This window comes from Bdellovibrio bacteriovorus (assembly GCF_001592735.1).
Lineage (GTDB): Bacteria > Bdellovibrionota > Bdellovibrionia > Bdellovibrionales > Bdellovibrionaceae > Bdellovibrio > Bdellovibrio bacteriovorus_D.
In genome coordinates this window covers 165489-184762 of record NZ_LUKE01000001.1, presented here as the reverse complement: position 1 = coordinate 184762, position 19274 = coordinate 165489, and the positions used below count along the sequence as shown (strand labels likewise).

20 protein-coding genes are annotated in these 19274 nt (G+C 47.1%); 12 read left to right on the top strand and 8 right to left on the bottom strand.

The features are described from left to right. Positions 1-2 precede the first annotated feature (2 nt). Genes AZI86_RS00870 through AZI86_RS00860 form a run of 3 tightly spaced genes read right to left on the bottom strand, consistent with a single transcriptional unit; the run spans position 3 to position 2723 of the window. Positions 3-749 (bottom strand): biotin--[acetyl-CoA-carboxylase] ligase, encoded by a 747-nt coding sequence (locus AZI86_RS00870; protein WP_061833204.1) that lies wholly within the window; start codon positions 747-749, stop codon positions 3-5. Beyond that, positions 749-1573, bottom strand: a complete 825-nt coding sequence (gene nadC / locus AZI86_RS00865; protein WP_061833203.1) for a carboxylating nicotinate-nucleotide diphosphorylase — start codon at positions 1571-1573, stop codon at positions 749-751. Before nadC ends, AZI86_RS00870 begins: the two co-directional genes overlap by 1 nt. A 40-nt stretch (positions 1574-1613) precedes the next feature. Next, complete coding sequence (locus AZI86_RS00860; protein WP_081111843.1) at positions 1614-2723, bottom strand: response regulator; 1110 nt, start codon at positions 2721-2723, stop codon at positions 1614-1616. Between the two features lie 59 nt (positions 2724-2782). On the opposite strand from AZI86_RS00860, the gene lptG reads away from it, so the two are divergent. From lptG to AZI86_RS00830, 6 genes are all read left to right on the top strand, one after another. Next, positions 2783-3862, top strand: coding sequence for an LPS export ABC transporter permease LptG (gene lptG, locus AZI86_RS00855; protein WP_081111735.1), 1080 nt, complete (start codon positions 2783-2785; stop codon positions 3860-3862). A gap of 28 nt (positions 3863-3890) precedes the next feature. Then, positions 3891-4499, top strand: coding sequence for a peptide deformylase (def, locus tag AZI86_RS00850; RefSeq protein WP_061833202.1), 609 nt, complete (start codon positions 3891-3893; stop codon positions 4497-4499). Beyond that, entirely contained in the window at positions 4499-5446 is a 948-nt protein-coding gene (gene fmt, locus AZI86_RS00845) for a methionyl-tRNA formyltransferase (RefSeq protein ID WP_061833201.1), read from the top strand. The genes def and fmt overlap by 1 nt, the downstream gene beginning before the upstream one ends. Before the next feature lies 1 nt (position 5447). After that, positions 5448-6074, top strand: coding sequence for a ribulose-phosphate 3-epimerase (gene rpe / locus AZI86_RS00840; RefSeq protein ID WP_061833200.1), 627 nt, complete (start codon positions 5448-5450; stop codon positions 6072-6074). A gap of 214 nt (positions 6075-6288) precedes the next feature. Further along, on the top strand, positions 6289-6828 hold the full coding sequence (locus AZI86_RS00835) for a hypothetical protein (RefSeq protein ID WP_061833199.1): 540 nt from the start codon (positions 6289-6291) through the stop codon (positions 6826-6828). 199 nt (positions 6829-7027) lie between these two features. Then, entirely contained in the window at positions 7028-7678 is a 651-nt protein-coding gene (locus AZI86_RS00830; protein WP_061833198.1) for a hypothetical protein, read from the top strand. A gap of 1 nt (position 7679) precedes the next feature. Here AZI86_RS00830 and AZI86_RS00825 read toward each other — a convergent pair whose 3' ends face one another. Next, positions 7680-9563 (bottom strand): hypothetical protein, encoded by a 1884-nt coding sequence (locus AZI86_RS00825; protein WP_061833197.1) that lies wholly within the window; start codon positions 9561-9563, stop codon positions 7680-7682. Positions 9564-9880: 317 nt separating this feature from the next. Here AZI86_RS00825 and AZI86_RS00820 point away from each other — a divergent pair, with 317 nt between their 5' ends. The 6 genes from AZI86_RS00820 to hutU all read left to right on the top strand — a co-directional run bounded on the left by AZI86_RS00820 (position 9881) and on the right by hutU (position 16723). Then, a complete protein-coding gene (locus AZI86_RS00820; RefSeq protein ID WP_061833196.1) occupies positions 9881-10750 on the top strand; it encodes a TIGR02147 family protein in 870 nt (289 codons plus the stop codon). Further along, complete coding sequence (locus AZI86_RS00815) at positions 10743-11399, top strand: hypothetical protein (protein WP_157684587.1); 657 nt, start codon at positions 10743-10745, stop codon at positions 11397-11399. The genes AZI86_RS00820 and AZI86_RS00815 overlap by 8 nt, the downstream gene beginning before the upstream one ends. Before the next feature lie 98 nt (positions 11400-11497). Then, on the top strand, positions 11498-12853 hold the full coding sequence (locus AZI86_RS00810) for a right-handed parallel beta-helix repeat-containing protein (RefSeq protein ID WP_061833194.1): 1356 nt from the start codon (positions 11498-11500) through the stop codon (positions 12851-12853). A gap of 83 nt (positions 12854-12936) precedes the next feature. Then, positions 12937-13347, top strand: coding sequence for a DUF3617 domain-containing protein (locus AZI86_RS00805; RefSeq protein WP_061833193.1), 411 nt, complete (start codon positions 12937-12939; stop codon positions 13345-13347). Positions 13348-13508: 161 nt separating this feature from the next. Beyond that, a complete protein-coding gene (gene hutH / locus AZI86_RS00800; RefSeq protein ID WP_061833192.1) occupies positions 13509-15044 on the top strand; it encodes a histidine ammonia-lyase in 1536 nt (511 codons plus the stop codon). Positions 15045-15067: 23 nt separating this feature from the next. Next, on the top strand, positions 15068-16723 hold the full coding sequence (gene hutU / locus AZI86_RS00795; RefSeq protein ID WP_061833191.1) for a urocanate hydratase: 1656 nt from the start codon (positions 15068-15070) through the stop codon (positions 16721-16723). A 79-nt stretch (positions 16724-16802) separates the two neighbouring features. On the opposite strand, the gene AZI86_RS00790 is transcribed toward hutU, so the two are convergent. The 4 genes from AZI86_RS00790 to AZI86_RS00775 all read right to left on the bottom strand — a co-directional run bounded on the left by AZI86_RS00790 (position 16803) and on the right by AZI86_RS00775 (position 19266). Further along, on the bottom strand, positions 16803-17186 hold the full coding sequence (locus AZI86_RS00790) for a hypothetical protein (RefSeq protein WP_061833190.1): 384 nt from the start codon (positions 17184-17186) through the stop codon (positions 16803-16805). Positions 17187-17340: 154 nt separating this feature from the next. Then, positions 17341-17751: a hypothetical protein gene (locus tag AZI86_RS00785; protein WP_061833189.1), complete on the bottom strand. Its 411-nt coding sequence runs from the start codon at positions 17749-17751 to the stop codon at positions 17341-17343. A 281-nt stretch (positions 17752-18032) separates the two neighbouring features. Further along, positions 18033-18467, bottom strand: coding sequence for a hypothetical protein (locus AZI86_RS00780; protein WP_253715540.1), 435 nt, complete (start codon positions 18465-18467; stop codon positions 18033-18035). An 82-nt stretch (positions 18468-18549) separates the two neighbouring features. Then, the gene (locus AZI86_RS00775; RefSeq protein ID WP_061833188.1) at positions 18550-19266 is read right to left on the bottom strand and encodes a hypothetical protein; all 717 of its coding nucleotides are present in this window, start codon (positions 19264-19266) and stop codon (positions 18550-18552) included. Positions 19267-19274: the final 8 nt, after the last annotated feature.

The window sequence follows — 19274 nt, the reverse complement described above, 5'->3', positions numbered from 1 at the left end:
GATTAAAGCTCCATCCAGTTTATTTTTTTATCATCTATCCACAGGCTGCCATCGGATTCCATCTTGGTGTACGGCGTCTTTAAAAGGGGATGATTGTTTAAAGCTTGCATCAGTGACAGGCGGTCTGTGGTACTTAAAGGATTTTCACAATGAGAAACCGCATCGGTTAATTCAAAAAGCAAACGGTCTAAAAAGCCCATATAGTCTTGACCTAAAAGGGGCGCGCCAGGAGGCAAAGACATTAAAAGGCTTGTCGAAGTGTTCACAGACTCGGGTGCTGAGATGATGTTCATGCCGATGCCGATCACAAGTCTTACATCATCACCTTGCATGACGGTTTCAAGTAAAATGCCGGCAATTTTTTTATTGCCGACATAAATGTCATTCGGAGCTTTTAGATTCCAATCTAAAAAAGGCCAAGTACTGCTGCAGGCGCGATACAAAGCTAAACCCACCAAGCACGATGTCGTGGGTTGCGGTTTCACGTTTAATAAAAAAGACCAAGAGCTTAATAGAGAGCTGCCCGCTTTGGCCGTCCACTTGTTTTTACCGCGACCGCGGCCGGTGGTTTGGTGGTCGGTGACGTAAAGGCATAAAGCTTCTTCCATCAGGTTTTCATTGAAAGCTTCATCTTTAGCCGCGGAGTTCGTGCTTTCTTGTTCTGTGCGATAATGAACGTACAGATGGTTGTTCTCCGCCCATTGGGCGGTCAGGTTTCCGATGCGAACGTCAGCAACGGGATTGTCCATTATTCCTCCCAATGAAAGACGAGACTCACGTCAGCACAAGGGGCGGAATGAGTTAAGGCGCCAACAGAAATAAAATTCACGCCGATTTCAGCCACCGAACGCACGCGCTCTAAATTCATATTACCGCTGGCCTCGGTTTCGATAGTTGCAGGTATCAAAGCCACGGCCTGTTTTAAAATGTCGTTATTCATATTATCAAGCAAGATGCGGTTCACCTTCAGGCTCACAGCTTCTTTGACTTGCTCAAGGGTGCTAGCTTCGACTTCAACACTGAGCTGACTGTGCTCGCGCACGCGTTCGACCGCCTTCGTGATACCACCCATCACAGAAATGTGATTGTCCTTGATCAAGATGGCCGTGCTTAAGTTCATACGGTGATTCACACCACCGCCATGGACCACGGCCTTTTTTTCTAAGTCACGGAAAGCGGGGGTTGTTTTGCGAGTGTCTAAGATTTTAGTTTTAGTGCCTTCAACCTGTTTCACGAAGCGGCGAGTGAAGGTGGCGATCCCGGAAAGATGGCCTAAGAAATTTAAAGCCACGCGTTCCGCCTTTAGGACTTGGACCAAATCCCCTTCGATCGTGCAGATGATTTGATTTTTTAAAATCTCGTCACCTTCTTCAAAATGCCATTTCACGCGTGCATTGGGCTCGAGGGCCTGCATGGATTGTTCAAACGCCATCGTGCCGGACAGAACGATGTCTTCTTTCGCTTTTAGACGGGCACGTCCTTGGCGAGGTCGTAAAGCCAAAGACTCCGTGGTGACATCGCCTTGAGGCATGTCTTCCTTAATGGCAGCGCGAATCAATTCTTGTAAATTCATCGATGGGACCTCTCAAAACGAGTAGGTCCTAAAGGGCCTACTAAATATTCTTTTCAGTTTCTTTGAGGAGCTTATTGAGTTCGGCACGAACGATGCGTTCGGCGATTTCTGGAAGGACTTTCCAACAAATGGACTCGATCACTTCGCGAGCTTCCTCACGAATAATCTTTTCCATCATTTGTGGATCTAAGTCACCCTTGGATTGCGCTTTACCCTGAGCATTAGGCGCAGAAGTGGCGGGGCCTGCCGGCGCTTTGGCTGCAGCAGATCCTCTTTGCAGAGTCTCCATCATTTGTTCTTTGACGGATTTTTCAACTTTGCTAACAAAAGAATCGACATTCGGTGTTGAAGTGCCACCTTTTGCTGCGTGCGGAGCCGGTTTTGCGGCCGGAAGCTTGGGCGTCGTTTTTTTATCAAAGCTGATCTCTTCAAACTCACCATCCATTTCGATATGAGCGTTGTTAAGATCATCATCTTGCGGAATTACAAATTTCGAGGCGAAATCGTTTTCGGCTTCAGGAATTTGAATTTTAAACTTAGTTAAATCTTGGTGTGCCCAGCCACCTTCTTCGGCCTCATCTTGAGATCGAGGATTCGTCAGTGGCACCGCTGAAAATTCTTCTCCGGGAACCGAAAAGGCATCAGCATCTTCCACTTCCGGAATCGCAAAAACATCCGAATTTGAGAGGCGATCTTCAGCAGGAGCATTTGCTTCGGCCGGAGTTTCTTCGAACTCGGGCATTTCCGGGAAACTTAAAAATGAACTGACCGGATTGGCTTTAGTTTTCACGACCAAATCATTTACGATAGAGCGCAAATGTTCTGCGTCAAAAGGTTTTTCTAAACGGCGATCTGCTTTGCAAGTGGTCGCTTTTTCTTCGTCGATTTCCATGAAACCGCTCCACATCAAAACCACAGGAATTTGAGCTGTCGCAGGATCCATTTTGATATCGGCGCAGACTTCATAGCCCGAACGCTTCGTCAAAAGAACATCGGCAAAAATAATATCAGGATTGAAGGTCTTTGTGACAGCCAACACATCAAGTCCCACGGGCACGGATTTAACTTCGACAGCGAAGTCAGACAATGCCAGTTGCATTACTTTTTTGATTGTGGAACTCTCATCTGCAAGCAAGACGCGTAAAGCCATACTTAAAAGTAAAATCGGAAAGGCTGAATGAGTCAAGCGTGATCTGGGAGTAGGCAGCTGTGAACCGCATCGATCGATATACAACCTGGCTTTTTTGGGGCTACTTTTTGGGGGCCATGGCCGTCTTTTTGACGCTGTTTTCTGCCGTCGACGCGATGTCCACCCTGACCGAATACAAGGGCGTAGCGCCCTCGGCCCTCGTGAAATACTATCTTTTTTATTTCCCTGAAATCATCCGCCAGCTTCTGCCGGTCGCCTGTTTATTGGGCACGATCTTAACGCTTTCAAGTTTGAATAAAGCAAATGAACTCGTTGCGTTATTTGCCGCGGGGATGAGTCTTTTTCGCGTGGCTTTACCCATGCTGATCTGGGTGACGCTGATTTCGGCCGTGGGTTACGTGTCTTCCGACCGCATCATTCCGAAAACGATCAAAGAAAAGAACTATATTTTATATTACGACTTAAAAAAAGAGCCGCATCGTTTTTCCACAATTAAAACGGACAAGATCTGGTATCGCTCAAAAAATTCTTTATTCAATATTCAAACCTTGAATGCGCAAGGGAACAAGGCCCAAGGTTTGACGATGTATTTCTTTAACGAGGACTGGGACTTGGTGCAAATGATCACGGCTCGTGAAGTCAGCATCCAAGGGGCGCAATGGGCCCTAGAAAAAGGCACCGTCACGGTCTTTACTAAAGAATCAAGCTTTCCTTTGACCAGTCACTTTAAAACTAAAAACATCGTGATGGCCGAAGACTCAAAAGACTTGCAAAGTGCCGGGCAAACCGCCGACATGATGTCACAAAAAGAACTGAAACATTTTATCGAAAAAAACCGCCAGGCGGGTCTTGATACCTTGGCTTATGAGGTCGACTATCAGTCGAAATTTGGCTTTGCTTTTGCGGGTATCGTGATGTGTTTATTGGGTATTCCTTTCAGTGTTGGCCGGGCGCGTTCCGGCGGAACTATGCTGAACGTGGGGATTTGTTTAGCCCTGGTTTTTGCTTATTACGTATTTTATTCGTCAGGGATTACCCTGGGGCAGCACGGAACAATACCGCCGGTCGTAGCCGCTTGGGCTCCGAATATAATCATGGCCACTTTAGGCTTGGTTCTTCTCAAAAGGCTGAAACGCTGATATAATGGGGGCCTCTCGGAGGTCCCTCATGATCAAGAAAATCCTCACATTCCCAGACCCGAAATTGCGGGAAGTTTCAACTCCCGTGAAAGAGTTTGCCCCAGAGCTTAAACAGCTGTCCGAGGACATGATTGAAACCATGTACGATGCGAACGGCATTGGCTTGGCGGCTCCGCAAATTGGTGAATTAAAACGCATGATCGTGATCGACACTCGTCCTAAAGATGAAGGGGGACGCCGTTACAAGTATGACGAAATGTCGGATCTTGAAAAGGCCGTTCCGCAGCCACTGATCTTGATTAATCCTGAAATCGTTAAAGGGGAAGGCAAAACAACTTTTGATGAAGGTTGCTTGTCGATCCCGGGTTATTACGAAACCGTCGAGCGTTTTAATTACATCGAAATGAAAGCTTTTGATATTAACGGCAAAGAGTTCATCGTAAAAACCGACGGTCTGCTGGCGATTTGTATGCAGCATGAACTGGATCACTTAGAAGGCACTTTATTTGTCGATCATTTAAGCTTTGTGAAATCGAACAAAATTAAAAATCAGATCAAAAAATACGGCTATCCTGTGAAGGAAGAAAAAGAAGCTGAAAAAGAAAAACAAAAAGAATTAGCCAAGGACAAACGCTAGTGAGCAAGGTGCGCGTGTGTTTCCTAGGGACGCCAGAATTTGCCGTCACGTCCCTGAAAGCGCTGCTTGATGATGAGCACTTTGAAGTTGTCGGCGTTGTTTCTCAACCAGATCGTCCGGCGGGTCGTAAGCTTCAGCTGACCCCAAGCCCGGTAAAAACCTTAGCTCTTGAACACGGTCTTCGTGTGGTGACCCCTGAATCTTTAAAAAAAGATCCGGCCGCGGTTGCGGAAATTCGCTCTTGGGGAGCGGAAGTCGGAATCGTTGTGGCTTTTGGTCAAATCCTGACCGAAGACTTTATGAGCTCGTTCCGTTTTGGTTGCGTGAATGTGCATGGTTCTATTTTACCGCGCTGGCGGGGGGCCGCGCCCATTCAGCGTGCGATTGAAGCCTTGGATGCAGAATCCGGCGTGACCTTACAGCGCATGGTTAAAAAATTAGATGCCGGGGATATCATCGGCATTCGGAAAGTTAAGATTCGCCCAGATATGGACGCCATGCAATTGCATGATGAATTGGCGGTTTTAGGTGCCGATCTTTTACGGGTTGAATTGATGGACTATGTGCGCGGCAATATCGGACCGATTCCTCAAGATGAATCCCAAGTTACGATTGCGCCAAAAATTGATAAGGCAGAATGTTTTATTGATTTTAAAACTTCGGCGTGTGCGGTCGATGGAAAAATGCGCGGTTTTGTTTATGGGCCGGGCGTTTACACTTTGCTTCAAGGTAAAAAATTGAAGTTGCATAAAGCGGTGCCCCTAGATCAGTCTTCTAAATCAGAACCCGGCACTATCACGGCGATCGCGGACGATCATATCGTGGTGGCGTGTGGGGAAGGCTCATTAAAACTTTTGGAAGTGCAGCCCGAATCGCGCACCCGCATGAAGGTTCAAGATTTTCTTAAAGGTCATGATCTTAAAGTAGGAGACAAACTTGGCATCTAAAATGGTTGCGCCTTCAATTTTATCCGCGGACTTTGCAAATCTAGAAAAAGAAATTCACGCGGTATCACAAGCAGGGGCGGACTGGATTCATGTGGATGTTATGGACGGACGTTTTGTTCCGAATATCACAATCGGTATCCCGGTGGTGAAGTCGTTAAAAAAAGTTTCTCCGATCCCTTTAGATGTTCATTTGATGATTGAAGAACCTGAACGCTACATCGAAGACTTCATCAAAGCGGGCAGTGATTATTTGACCATTCACGTCGAATCGACAAAAGATCCCGCGGCGGTGCTTAAACGCATCCGTGAGTTGGGGGCGAAAGCCGGCATCACTTTGCGTCCGGGAACTTCTCTGGACACGGTTCTGCCGTTGCTCCCTTTAAGCGATTTAGTGCTTGTTATGACCGTAGAGCCTGGCTTTGGCGGTCAATCCTTTATGGCCGATCAGATTGCCAAGATCTCGCGTTTACGCCAGGAAATCAGCTCTAAGAAACTGTCTTGCCTGATTGAAGTCGATGGCGGTATCAACGCCGAAACTGCGAAGCTATGTCACGAAGCCGATGTTTTTGTGGCGGGAAGTTTCGTATTTGGTCGCGACTATAAAACCGCGATAGCGGCTTTACGTTAATTACTGCGCTTTGCACGACATCTAACATTTTGGCCCCTTTGTCATTTGACCCGAGCTTGAGCATTATGGCCAAAGACGGCAATGCTTATCCTGCGTAACATAAAAACTCATTGGTTCGATTTGGCGAAAAAGTTTTTGCTGGTCGTGATTTGATTGACCCTTTTTGCGAGTCGGCTCAAACTTTGATTGTTCGATATTTAACAAGGAGAGTTTGATGAAAAAGCTATTCGCGGTGTGCGCGTTGATTTTAGGATTTGGAAGTGCGGCGAATGCCGGTCTTTTGCTTGAGCCTTACTTGGGTTACGAGATGGGGACTTTTAAAGACAATGCTGACGGTAAAATGAATGGGACACTTTTGGGAGCACGCGTAGCGTGGACGGCACCTGTCATGTTTTGGGCGGGGTTAGATTACGCGACGACGGTGAGTGCTAATTTTGATTCTGACACGGCCAATGTTTCTGATTCGGACGCGAAACGCAACACTTTATGGGCCGTGGTGGGAGTGGACTTTCCGATCTTGCTTAGAGGTTGGTTGGGGTATGGATTGATGAATGAAATCAAATTTGACGACTACAACAATAAAATCAAAGGTAAAAGCACAAAGCTGGGCTTAAGCTTCACGGGTCTTCCATTCATTTGTTTGAACTTTGAATACTTGATGGAAACTTTTGACGAACAAAGCTCAGGCTCTTTAAGCCCGGACGCGAAAAACAACGCGTACGTGCTATCAGTCTCTTTACCTTGGGAATTCTAAGGTACCAGCTTCTTTTAGTAAAAATTCGGTACATAAAAAGCCACGAAGTTAATTTCGTGGCTTTTGTTTTTTGGGAATACAGTTCCAAGTTGGAACTGTGCTGCTGCTTCATAAGGTCTAGGTTCGGATCTTTGTTTTGTGTGTGAAAGACTTCCTTGATAAACCCAATCTCAACCCTTTTTGGGAAAGGAAGTACCTTATGAAACTTATTGCGGTTATCTTGGTTTTCTTCACCACTCTTTCGGTCTTTGCCGACGACAAAGTAAAAGTCAATTTCAACTCTGAAGAGCTGACAAAAGTTATTGAAAACTACGCCAAAGCCACCGGGCAAAAATTCATCATTGATCCCGGCGTGCGCGGTAAAATCACGATCTTAAATCAAGAGCCGATTACCAAAGAAGAATTTTTCAGTCAGTTGTCTAATGGCCTGGCTTTAAATGGCTTTGCCATCAGCAAGCAAGAAGACGTGATGGTGGTGCAAAGCGCCCGCAACGTGCAAAGAAATATGTTAGAAGTTTCGACGAAAAGACCTTCGATGAAACCACAGCGTATGTATACGTGGGTTTACACTCCTAAAAATGTTTCTGTGTTGCAGTTAAACCGCGATCTTAGAATTTTGCCATCCAGAGATGGTGAAATGAATGTCGTTGCTATCAACAATCAACTGATCATCACGGACTGGGTCAGCAACATCAATCGTGTGGCGGACGTTTTAGAGCAAATTGATATTCCTGAAAATCCGGTGCTATCAAAGCTTGCTAAAAAAGGAGCTGAAGGACGTCTTCGCCCAAGACCCCCGCATGAAGGTGGGCCAGAAAAAGTGGCGCCTCCGACACCTCCGCAAGAATAATTTAATTTAGGCAACAACGATAGGCGCGGGTCGCACTCGCCGCGCCTTCGCCCATCGATTCGCAATTTGCAGACCCCATCGTCGCCACGGAAACTGTCCCTCCGGTCAGATGATAAACATTGCTGGCCCATTCTTCATTCCCTGTCATGCCGGTGGCCGACCCACTTTTGCACGCGCGATACCATTGTTCATTTGAACAAAGCGAGGCCGGGCCTCGAGTGCTTGTCACTGAATAACAAGAATTTTTAGCATCTAAAAAACTCGCCGCTGTTCGTTCATTGGTACTGATGCAATAACTTGTAGGCAGTCCCGCGGCACCGATCAAAGTAAAGCCCGCAGGGCAGGTGTTGGGACCGCCCGTCATATACGTGGTCCATCCGGACGCGGCACATAGATAGAGGCGATCATTGGTGGGATCAGACTTGATTCGACCATATTCGGCGGCACTATCACAATCCGTCGCGGCCGGGGCTGAAGAAACCGTTGCCATTTGTAAATAGCCCGCAACTTGCAATGTGCTTTCAGGGGTTGTTGTCCCGATGCCGACTTTGCCCTCGGCGGTAATTCGCAGTCGTTCTTCGGCGGTGGCGGTGCCCGGCGGTGTGGTCCAAAACCCTAACCGAGAAGCCTTGGCGGTGGGGGTCCAATTTTCAGTGGCGACCATCGAGAGCCCGGGAGAGTTTGTGTTGGTCGACCATCCTGTGCCGTCATAAGCGTAGCCAAAGATATTGAAAATAGTTTTTCCTGAAGTAATCGCCGTCGGGGCGGCCTTTGTTCCCATCGAGCGATAGGCCACTAAGTGCGCAGCTTGCGTGTCTGAAAAAGATCGTATCGCTAAACGTCCGCCAAAGCCCGTGCCTTCGCCATCCACGATCAACCCGGCGCGATCGGGCTGAGTGGTGGTATCGGGAATGGTGCTTGCCACGTGCAGGGTGGTCGCCGGATTTTCAGTGCCAATACCCACGAAGCCTGAAGTAAGCACGGTCATTTTTTTTGTACCTTGAGTTTGTAACGACACGGAGTGTGCGGATAAGGATCCGATACTCATCTCACCGGTGAGGGTATTTCCTCCGTCTAAAACCGCTCCTCCAGAAGCGATGCCATAAGTGGCGATGGCACCCAATCCAAGATTTGATCTGGCAGTTGTGGCATTATTTAGTTCGCTGAGATTATTTGCCGGATTTAAAGGAACAAAACCTAACGCGGTCGTCACATTTGAAGAGACAAAGCTTGCACACCCAAACCCGTCAGAGACTGAAACCCAAGTAATGTACTGACCTGCGGTGCAAGAGCCGGTCGGCCAAGGGCTCGTGCCACCGGCATTCACCAGATCTGTGTAACGCAGTTTTGCGTAACTCCACGCGCTGCCATCGTAACGCAAGACTTGACCGCTGGATGTGCCGTTAGAAAGTTTTGCGGGGGTTATGGCACCTAGGGCTACAGTCGGGGAAGGGTATGTGCCTGAAAGATCTCCGCTGGCAGGACCCGAGGCACCTCCGGCGCCTCCTTGATCCGTCACGCATGTAAAGCTGGTTCCGTTAAAGGTAAGGACTTCCGTGCCCGCACACGGAGTCACGGGTAAAGTGTTTTTTAGAATAAAATCCGCCGCCGTGTTTGATCCTAACTTTTGAGCTGCAAGGCTAAAACCCGCATAGGGAACGGAGCGAATGACGGTGTCCGGGGAAATGCGATGCCATGAAATTCCGTCGTGAAATTGCACCCGCAGGCGTCGTCCTTCGTCGGCGGCCGGATTAAACGGCAGCCCGCCATCGCAGGTCAATGAACCTTGGTTGTTAAAACTATCTAAGATGGTAAAGGTCGGCGATCCTGGATAGCTATGGGAGTGGCCGATAGGGGAATCGAAAACCCCCTTAGAGTTTGTCATATTTACTCCATTGACTTGCTCTCGATATAATACGCAAGTTCCAGAGGCTGACGTAATTTCAAATAAGAAACTGACGCTGGGGAATTCTAATGGGCTACCATCTAATTTGACGATGCGGCCCTGATAGCTCAGGAGTGGCGGGGATGCAAGGACCTCAAGAGGCATTAAAATGCCTAAGGCAAAAAAACATGTATTCAGTAACGTCCGAGATGTCTTCATGGACAATTTATCGACACTTCCGCGATAAAAAACGAGGGGCGCTTGCAAAACATCAGTGCGCCTTGAGCAAGGGATTATTTCAACGCTTTTGATGTTTCATGGCAAAACACGAGGCATGTGATAAATATCTAGCCCGCATGGAAAATACCGACGTCTTTAAATTTTATCGGCCCTCGGACTATCTGGAGGCCGTGCTTCAGGACCGCCAGAAAAAGCGGCCCAAATTTTCCATGTCTCAGTTTGCCTCCTTTCTTAAGTTTCCGGATGTGGGAACGTTATCTCGGGTTTTAGGTGGCCGTCGCGCCTTATCGATGGATCGAGCGGTTTTAATTGCCGATCGCCTTGAGTTGTCACACTCCTCGCGCCTTTATTTCTTTCAAATGGTCGCGCTTCAAGATGTTCCCGAAGAAGTTCGTAATCCGCTTTTAAAAGTCCTGCAACTGCAGGACTCAGATCGTAAAGCTAATGAGTCTGAAAGTGTCGTCAGCTCAGCTGAAATTATCTCTGACTACAGATATCTTTCCGTGCGAGAATGTTTACGTCTTAAAAAGAATAAAGAGCTTCACGACGGTTTTAGCAAAGTTTGGAAGGCTTCTCCCGACACACCGAATTTTCTCGAGATTATGCAGAACCTAGAAAAAGCGCAGCTCGTAAAAAACGAAGATGGGCAGTGGGTTCCCCATGACCCGGTCGCACTCAATATTGATCCTGGAGAATCATCTAGAGCCATTAGAGCCTATCATGAGGGCTGGCTGCAGTCGGCTCAGTTTTCCTTATTGAATGGCGCGATGGAAAAAAGGAATTTTCAAGGGACGACCTTGTCTATTCCGAAATGGGCCTATGCTGAAGTGGTTGAACAAATTAAATCTTTACACAAAAATCTTTTAAAACTTTCATTGGCTAAAGATGCCGACCAGGTCGTGCATGTTGAATCCTTCGTTATTCCCGTGGGGGAGGCTTATGAATAATTTTTTGATGTTGATTTTGATATTCTGCTCGCTCCGAGTACATGCGGACCCCAATACAGGCGGCGGAGTTTACGTGGGAAATGGGGGCGAAGCGGTTATCTGCAATTCTCCTTTGCCGCCTCCGATAGGAGGGGAAGAAGTGCTGGTTTTAGATTTCTGGATGTCTCTGGTTGGGGCGCCCATGCAGCCTGTAGCGGCGGAGGTGCAAAGATTTGAGAAACTTCAATCGTTTAAAGATGGTGTCGATTTTTTTGACAAAAAGCTCGCGCGCGTTCCCTGGTTTCAGAATCTCGTAAAACAAGCCGCCTTGAAAATTAAGATAGACCAAGATTCATTCGTGCAAGGGCCTTTAGCGGCAGCGAAAGACTCTGCTTTACCCTTCCCCTTGCCAGAAGGCTGTCACAAAGCCCAAGTGGCTTTACGTCGCGCAGAGCGTGTTTTCATAGACATTGATATTTACAAAAAAATGAATCAAACCCAGCGCGCGGTGCTTTATATGCATGAATATATTTATGCGGCGGGTGTCTTTAATTATGGCCACAATTCCAGCGTGCGCACCCAGTCCTTAATGATCTATTTGCTTCAATCTAATCCTTCAAAACAAGATCTTGAGCAGTATGTGACTGATCATTTTACAGTGCGTCCTTAGCAAGGGCGCAGAATGAGTCTTTACAAAGTCCCGAAATAAGAACAATTGGAAAATCCATCTGGTTTCTTTCATGATCAGTGAACCAGGAGGAATCTCGAATGTTCAAGTTATTCTCAGCAACTCTAGTAACTCTTTTGATACCCGCACTTGGCTGGTCTGCAAATCTGAGTGCCAGCTCACCGCACGAAACCGTGCCTTTTGAAACTTCATTTCAATTACGAGTCAGTGGTGGAGTAAGTCCGTACCGATACCAAGTCACTTACGGAGCGGCCACGGTGTCGGCCTCTGGTAAAATTACTACCGGCAGCAAGAATGGTCAGGTGAAGGTGTTGGTGTATGATTCTAAAAATAAAAAAGTAATGGTGCGCTTTCGTGTGTTGAAAACTGCGGTACTAGGATCAGCGCCGGTTCCAGCAAATCCGGAGCCATCACCGAGCCCAGCGCCATCACCAGCTCCAGCTCCGGTGGCTGAAAAATTATTCAAAGTTCCAGCGCAAGCCCCGAAGGCTTGTAAATGGGAAGAACGCATTGATTGTGAGTCATTTAAATATGCTCGCAAAATCGATGTGCGCTCGGCGGCGGAGTTAAAAACCGCTTTGGCTGATTTGCGAGCTGGAGATTTGGTGTCAGTGGCAAGTGGCGTTTATAGCGGGCTTTTTGTAATCACCTTGAAGGCTAGCTCTGCGGCTTATGTGTGTGCAGAAAAAGGCGCTGTCATTGATGGGGGTAATTATAAATCAGGCTATGGGCTGTATCTTAATAAAGCCTCCAACATCGTCGTCAGTGGACTGGCGGTACGAAACGTACAAAAGGGTGTGATGATGGACGGGGGACAGAACCTTGTTCTTCATAATATGACAGTTTCCGGTGTGGGCGATGAAGCCGTGCATTTTCGCAATAACACGCAAAACAGCGTAATCTCTAGATCTAAAATTTTAGATGCTGGTTTATATCAACCTGATTTTGGTGAAGGGGTTTATTTAGGAAGTTCGAAAAACAAGTGGTGTCCAAGTGGTACGAATTGTGGCGAGCCGGATCGCAGTGACTGCAATCTTGTTTCTGAAAATTATATTTCAAACGTAAAGGCTGAAAGTATCGACGTGAAAGAGGGAACACAAAACAACGTTATTGCGGAAAACGAATTTGAAGGCTCGGGCATGACGGGAGCTTATGCGGATTCTTTTATCGACGTAAAAGGTAATTTGACCTATGTGTTGAACAATAAAGGTGTTGCGGGGCAATGCGGATCGAAGTCGTGCCAACTTAACGGCTTTCAAACGCACATCGCTGTCGCCGGTTGGGGAGATAAAAACGTATTCAGTGGAAATCGTCTTTCAGGTGACTTTGCGGGTCCGGTCGTGGGATTGCAAAAAGCCCTTTCAAACGTTGTTCACTGTGACAATACCGCGGATAATGGTGTTGCGGCAGCAAACGCGGTGTGTGTGAATCCCTAATGAATAGGTAAGCTGTTCTTTCACAACAAAGCTAGTCGGAAGACCCTAACGATGTTAGGGTCTTTTTTTAGGAGTGTGTTGTGATGATAAAGTTAATTGCATTTCTAGTTTTAGTTTCAGGCACAAGTTTCGCGCAAAATATGCAGCCCGGTTTGTGGAAAGCGAAATCAAGTTTTGAGCTCAATGGCTTGCCATTGCCAGCAACCGAAAACGAAGAATGTATTTCTAAAGATTTAGCCAAAGACCCCAAACAAACTATCAGCAAAGAACTCACCAAACGTGGGTGCACGATCACGAAATGGTCACTCAAAGGCAAAAAACTAGAAGCCGCGCTTAAATGCCAAAAAGATGACATCGAAGCCGAAGGAACATTGGCAGGTACGGTCACTGAAAAAAGTTACGACCTCAAAGGCGACGCCGAAGGCTCTTTCAAAGGCATCCCGTCTTTCGCCAAACTAAACCTCACCGGTAAATGGACCAAGCCCTGTAAATAAAAGGTGCCTGGCTCTTTTTTAGGACCATGGCGCGTTATCCTCTGAGAATTGGGACAAAGGTCACTCTATGACGCTATGTAGCCAGAAAAAAGAGCCAGGCACCTTTGAGAATTTAGGGTCGTTGCGCTAGGATCGGGCCTTTGAAAATGGAGCCTGGTTCTATGCAAATTACTGGTGAAAATATCACTCTTGAAAGCCTTTATGAAATCGCGCACAAACCGCAGTTAAAGGCTGAGCTTTCGGCATCCGCAAAAGCGCAAATGCAAAAATCTCGATCGTACATTGAAGGCCGTATTTCAAGTGGCGAAGTTATGTACGGAGTGAACACCGGCTTTGGGGCCTTTTCCTCGGTTCGTATTTCTGATTCTGAAATTGAACAGCTTCAGCGCAACTTGATTCGTTCCCATTGCATGGGTGTCGGCACTCCTTTTACCAAAACAGAAACTCGCGCGATGATGGTTTTGCGTGCCAATGCGTTGGCTAAAGGTCACAGTGGGATTCGTCCGTTGGTTGTCGAAAAAATTCTAGAATTCCTGAATAATGACATCATTCCGGTGGTTCCTTCGCAAGGCTCAGTGGGCGCGAGTGGTGACTTAGCACCTCTTTCCCATTTGGCGTTAACGATCATCGGTGAAGGGGATGCCTGGGGACCGAACGGTCAAATCGTACCGGTGCAAAAACTTTTGCAAGAAAAAACCATCAAAGCCTTAGACCTTCAAGCCAAAGAAGGTCTTTCCATGATCAATGGCTGTCAGGTGATGACTTCCATAGGTTTGCTTTCTGTGTGGGAAGCTCGTCGCTTGTTGTGGTTGGCCGATCTTGCGGGTGCCATGTCCTTGGAAGGCTTGCGTGGTTCGCGCAAAGCTTTTGATCCACTTATTTCGGCGGCTCGTCCTCATCCTGGCGAAGGAAAAACGGCGCGCAATTTAATCAAACTTATGGGTGAGATGAGCGAAATCGGTCAAAGCCACATCACCGGAGATCACCGTGTGCAAGATGCTTACTCGCTTCGTTGTATGCCGGCAGTTCACGGGGCGGCCAAAGATGCCCTTCGCTATGTTGCTAAAGTTTTAGAAACTGAAGCGAATTCTTCCACCGACAATCCACTTGTATTTGCCGATGATAATAAAGTGCTTTCTTGCGGCAATTTTCACGGGATGCCGGTGGCGCACGCGATGGATTTTGCGGGGATTGCGATTTCTTCACAAGCCAGTATCAGCGAATGCCGTATTTCAAAAATGATTTCAACACAAATGTCAGAACTCCCTGCATTCTTAACTCCGAACGGAGGTTTGAATTCAGGTCACATGATTGTCCAAGTGGCGGCGGCTTCTTTGGTCAGTGAAAATAAAGTTCTGGCTCATCCGGCGAGCGTGGATTCAATCCCGACTTCGGCAGAAAAAGAAGATCACGTTTCGATGGGAACAATTGCCGCGCGCAAATTTAAACAGATTCTGCAAAACGCAGAAAATGTAGTGGCGATGGAAATGCTTTCAGCCACGCAAGCCTTGGATTTGATTGCACCGTTAAAACCGTCAGCGGCCGTCAAAGCCGCGCATGAACACATTCGTAAAACAGTTCCATTTGCAACCGAAGACCGCATTTTCCACAAAGACGTCGAAGCCATCAAGGCGATGATGCTGTCGAACGAACTGATGGCAGTCGTGCAAAAAGCCGTCGGCGAGCTTGAGTGGTAGAAATTATTTAAGAGGAAGTATTTATGACATCAGGACCAAGAGTAGTAAAAGCTCCCACCGGAAATAAAATGGTTTGTAAGGGCTGGTTGCAAGAAGCCGCTTACCGTATGATTCAAAACAACTTGGACCCTATGGTGGCCGAGCGTCCGGAAGATCTCGTCGTGTATGGCGGAATTGGAAAAGCGGCGCGCAACTGGGAGTCTTTTGATAAAATCCTAGAGGCTTTAAAAAATTTAGAAAACGATGAAACTCTTTTAGTCCAATCAGGAAAACCGATCGGTATTTTAAAAACTCACGAAGACGCACCCCGAGTTTTACTTGCAAACTCAAACCTTGTGCCGAAATGGTCGACGTGGGAAGTCTTCAATGAGTTGGATAAAAAAGGTTTGATGATGTACGGCCAGATGACCGCAGGCTCTTGGATTTACATTGGAACTCAAGGTATTATCCAAGGGACGTATGAATCTTTTGTTGAAGCGGGCAGACAGCATTTCAATGGCAGCCTGAAAGGTCGTGTGATCTTGACTGCCGGTCTTGGGGGCATGGGTGGGGCGCAACCTTTAGCCGGAGTGTTTGCTGGTGCTTGCGTGCTCGCAGTTGAAATTGATCCGACAAGAATCCAAAAACGCTTAGAAACAAAATACATTGATGAAGTCGCCACCGACATCGATGATGCAATCGCACGGATCCGTAAGTACACGGCGGCGGGGGAAGCAAAATCCATCGCTTTGCTGGGCAATATGGCAACCGTCATTCATCAGTTGTTAGAAAAAAACTTTATCCCGGATTTATTAACGGACCAAACTTCAGCACATGATCCGTTGGTGGGTTATATACCGGAAGGTTACACGGTTGAGTCCGCAAAACCTTTCCGCGAAAAAGATCAAAAAGCATATTTGGAAGCCGCTTACGCATCGATGGCCAAACACGTGCGTGGCATGCTGGCAATGAAAGATAAAGGCGCTGTGACATTTGATTACGGTAATAACTTGCGTGCGCGTGCTCAAGAAGCGGGTGTCACTAACGCCTTTGATTACCCGGGATTTGTGCCGGCATTTATCAGACCTCTGTTCTGTAAAGGCAGTGGTCCTTTCCGCTGGGTGGCTTTGTCAGGTGATCCTAACGATATCAAAGTCACCGACGATGCGATGAGAAAACTCTTCCCGCATAAAAAAGATCTTTTACGTTGGTTAGATATGGCGGAAGAACGCATTGCCTTTCAAGGGCTGCCCGCACGGATTTGCTGGCTTGAATACGGCGAGCGCGCTAAAGCTGGCTTGATGTTCAATCAGCTGGTCGCTGAAGGTAAAGTCAAAGCACCCATCGTCATTGGCCGTGACCACTTAGATTGTGGATCTGTGGCGTCACCCAATCGCGAAACGGAAGCGATGAAAGACGGGTCTGACGCCGTCAGTGACTGGGCATTATTAAATGCCATGGTGAATACGGCGTGTGGAGCCACGTGGGTCAGTCTTCATCACGGTGGTGGTGTGGGGATGGGGTACAGCCAACACGCCGGCCAAGTGATTGTCGCCGATGGAACTGAAAAAGCTGCAAAACGCTTAGAGAGAGTTTTAACGGCCGATCCAGCGATGGGTGTATTTAGACATTTGGATGCGGGCTATGAACTAGCCAAAGAAGTCGCCCAAGAGCGTGGGGTAAAAAGCTGCTGGATCTAAAAGCTATAACTTAAGATTTATAAAAAAGCCTTTCTGCGAACAGAAAGGCTTTTTCTTGGAACAAAGATTATTTCGATTTTTAACCCGGAATAATTCCAACAATCAAAGTGATGTTGCAAGAAACACTTTTATCGCCGCCGTCGGCTTGCTGACATTCAAAAAATAAGGCTTTGGATTTTCCATCTTCAGCTGCAGGCTGAGACACCGCGAAACCACGTTTGTATTCTAAAATACGATTTTCTTGGCCGTCGATGTCTTTCATCGCTGGAAGAAGATACATCAAGGGAGCGAGCCCCGGGCCCATAAAAGAAATAGAATGTTCTTTGGTAAAACCGTCATCAGAAGTCACGGTTCGGAGGTCACTGATAGCCACAGCTGCATATTCGGTGACTTCAATAGAAACGGCATAAGCGGTGACAGACAAAACGAATAGGGTGGTTATGGCCAATAAGATCTTTTTCATTAAGTTCTCCTGTTAAAGGTAAAGACAGGTTGTCTTCGCACGAGGCGAAGGGAAGGTCACAGTACAAGTTTGTAATTGGAGAAAATGGAAATAAAAAAAGCCTTTCTCGCTCGGAGAAAGGCTTTCTCGTGAACTTGCCAGCCAGGATCTAGTCTTAGCGACGAGTGGCTGGATTCACAGAGTCTGGTGTTGATTGCAGTCTTTGTTCGTCGCGGAAGTTTTTTGGATTCCGACGAGACAGCTTCATTTTAGATTGAGACGTCAGGCTGTGACTTTCAGAGTCCGCCGCCATTCTTGCATCATTCGTGGGCTCGCTCATTTTAGAGCGTCCAGTGGAGCGAGAGGCCGTGCTTGATTTTGAAGTCGCTGATTTTTTCGGTGCAATAGCTTTTTTTGCTTTGGATGTGGTGCGCGTTTTAGACGCCGAAGCCTTCATGCTTTTTCCCGACAACATTTTAGATTTTGACTTTGCAGAGCCAGAAGCTTTCGTGGCAGCGCCGGTTTTGGTTTTTGTTTTTCTTGCAGCTTTTGCTGCGGTTGGTTTTCTTGCTGTTTTGGTGGCCATCTTGGACTCCTTCTTAAGGTTGGCTCGTGTTCTTAATCAGTATGTCACTTAAGAGTGCCAAGCACTAATTTCAAGGCTGTCATCTGCTGTTCAGCAAAGGAGATGTGTCCCTGTCATAAGACTTGTTGCCATGGCTTCCGACCGGGAGTTCCATAGGCATCAGTGGAGGGTTTTATGCAAAAAACTTATCACCGTAACGGAGCTTTGATTGTAAGTATGGTCGTCTTGCTTGTCATGAGCATCGTAAACCTAGGATTGATGGCCGGTTAGGTCCCAGGGAGTTAAGAAGTCAACGAGTCATCGGAGGACGAGCTTGTAGTGATCTTGCTGCGACCCGCAGTTTTCACCTGCCGAATCAAGCGATACGTCATAAAACTGGCGGCAGTACATCCCAGACCCAAGATCAGGGTTGTCGACGAAGACACCGCGGCCAGCTGCAAGAAAGACTTCATCGAGGGAGCTTCTTGATAGGTCAGCTTGATTGAATTGCGAATCAATAACGGCAAGATGTATCCTAAAGTCATCAAAACAGAATTTTCTAAGATATGTATCCAATGCCGAGTGGCGATGCCATAACCTAGAAACAAAAGGCAAAGAAAGTTAACAGAATCCCCCACGAAATTAAATCCCATGGCCTGGTAAATAAGGACCAGAGCTCCAGACATAAAGAGCACATAGTAAGTCATCATACTACGCGTGTGAAAAAGGGTTTTCATGAAGCCTCTGTGTGTAACGTCAGTTTAACAGAGGCTTTTAAGTTTTAAACGAGGGGAATTTACAATCCAATAAGGACTGGACTTAAGGACATTGGCAGTGAGCTAATCGGCAAGACAGAACACGTCCGTGGTTGTTGTATTGGAACTCGAAAACCTTTTGGTCATGTCTTTCAAGCTGGACTGCTGATCCATCTTTCAGTTTTAAATCCGCGCGCAGCTCATGGCGAGTCAGGGTCCCTTGAGCAAGCAAGCTTTGTAAAGTGTCGTCTTTTTTAAGGCGGATTCGTTCCGGATACCCTTCGGCATCCAGTTTGTAATAGCGAACTTCTTTTTTATCGGGAAGATTGGAGCGATCTTGAGCCACCACGTGAATACGATGGTGAGAGCCATCGGCCAAAGTGATGTGGTAGTTTTCAACTGAGACACTTTCGGCCTGAACGCCAACACTTTTTTGCAGGTACTCAATCAAAGCTTCCGGTGTTGCAATGGCTTGGGCGGCGATTTCTGGCGCACAAGCTTGCAAAGTCTCTAAAAAGTTATCTTTTAGCGACGGTGTCCCGGAAGGATCGGCCTCGGTGTGCGACTCGCGAATGAAAGAGCTGACTTCTTCCTCTTTATCTAATTTTGCGCTTTCAGTCTCCGGCTTTGCGGAATCTGAGATGGCGGCTTCAGTGGTATGAACCGGCTCGCTGTTCTGATGACCTAAAAGAAGATGCCAAAAGAAATAGTCCGCGAAGATCCCTAGGGAAAACAAAATAACGGCCCACAGAATCCAGGTTTTAAGTTTAATTTCTTTCATGCATCCTC

Excerpts from the sequence above, each read along its gene's own strand:
- AZI86_RS00775 (WP_061833188.1), bottom strand. The coding sequence starts at position 19,266 with ATGAAAGAAATTAAACTTAAAACCTGGATTCTGTGGGCCGTTATTTTG.
- AZI86_RS00805 (WP_061833193.1), top strand. The coding sequence starts at position 12,937 with ATGATAAAGTTAATTGCATTTCTAGTTTTAGTTTCAGGCACAAGTTTC.
- AZI86_RS00780 (WP_253715540.1), bottom strand. The coding sequence starts at position 18,467 with ATGAAAACCCTTTTTCACACGCGTAGTATGATGACTTACTATGTGCTC.
- hutH (WP_061833192.1), top strand. The coding sequence starts at position 13,509 with ATGCAAATTACTGGTGAAAATATCACTCTTGAAAGCCTTTATGAAATC.
- AZI86_RS00815 (WP_157684587.1), top strand. The coding sequence starts at position 10,743 with ATGAATAATTTTTTGATGTTGATTTTGATATTCTGCTCGCTCCGAGTA.
- AZI86_RS00790 (WP_061833190.1), bottom strand. The coding sequence starts at position 17,186 with ATGAAAAAGATCTTATTGGCCATAACCACCCTATTCGTTTTGTCTGTC.
- AZI86_RS00870 (WP_061833204.1), bottom strand. The coding sequence starts at position 749 with ATGGACAATCCCGTTGCTGACGTTCGCATCGGAAACCTGACCGCCCAA.
- def (WP_061833202.1), top strand. The coding sequence starts at position 3,891 with ATGATCAAGAAAATCCTCACATTCCCAGACCCGAAATTGCGGGAAGTT.
- AZI86_RS00810 (WP_061833194.1), top strand. The coding sequence starts at position 11,498 with ATGTTCAAGTTATTCTCAGCAACTCTAGTAACTCTTTTGATACCCGCA.
- AZI86_RS00820 (WP_061833196.1), top strand. The coding sequence starts at position 9,881 with ATGGCAAAACACGAGGCATGTGATAAATATCTAGCCCGCATGGAAAAT.
- hutU (WP_061833191.1), top strand. The coding sequence starts at position 15,068 with ATGACATCAGGACCAAGAGTAGTAAAAGCTCCCACCGGAAATAAAATG.
- AZI86_RS00830 (WP_061833198.1), top strand. The coding sequence starts at position 7,028 with ATGAAACTTATTGCGGTTATCTTGGTTTTCTTCACCACTCTTTCGGTC.
- AZI86_RS00825 (WP_061833197.1), bottom strand. The coding sequence starts at position 9,563 with ATGACAAACTCTAAGGGGGTTTTCGATTCCCCTATCGGCCACTCCCAT.
- AZI86_RS00785 (WP_061833189.1), bottom strand. The coding sequence starts at position 17,751 with ATGGCCACCAAAACAGCAAGAAAACCAACCGCAGCAAAAGCTGCAAGA.
- AZI86_RS00860 (WP_081111843.1), bottom strand. The coding sequence starts at position 2,723 with ATGGCTTTACGCGTCTTGCTTGCAGATGAGAGTTCCACAATCAAAAAA.
- rpe (WP_061833200.1), top strand. The coding sequence starts at position 5,448 with ATGGTTGCGCCTTCAATTTTATCCGCGGACTTTGCAAATCTAGAAAAA.
- AZI86_RS00835 (WP_061833199.1), top strand. The coding sequence starts at position 6,289 with ATGAAAAAGCTATTCGCGGTGTGCGCGTTGATTTTAGGATTTGGAAGT.
- nadC (WP_061833203.1), bottom strand. The coding sequence starts at position 1,573 with ATGAATTTACAAGAATTGATTCGCGCTGCCATTAAGGAAGACATGCCT.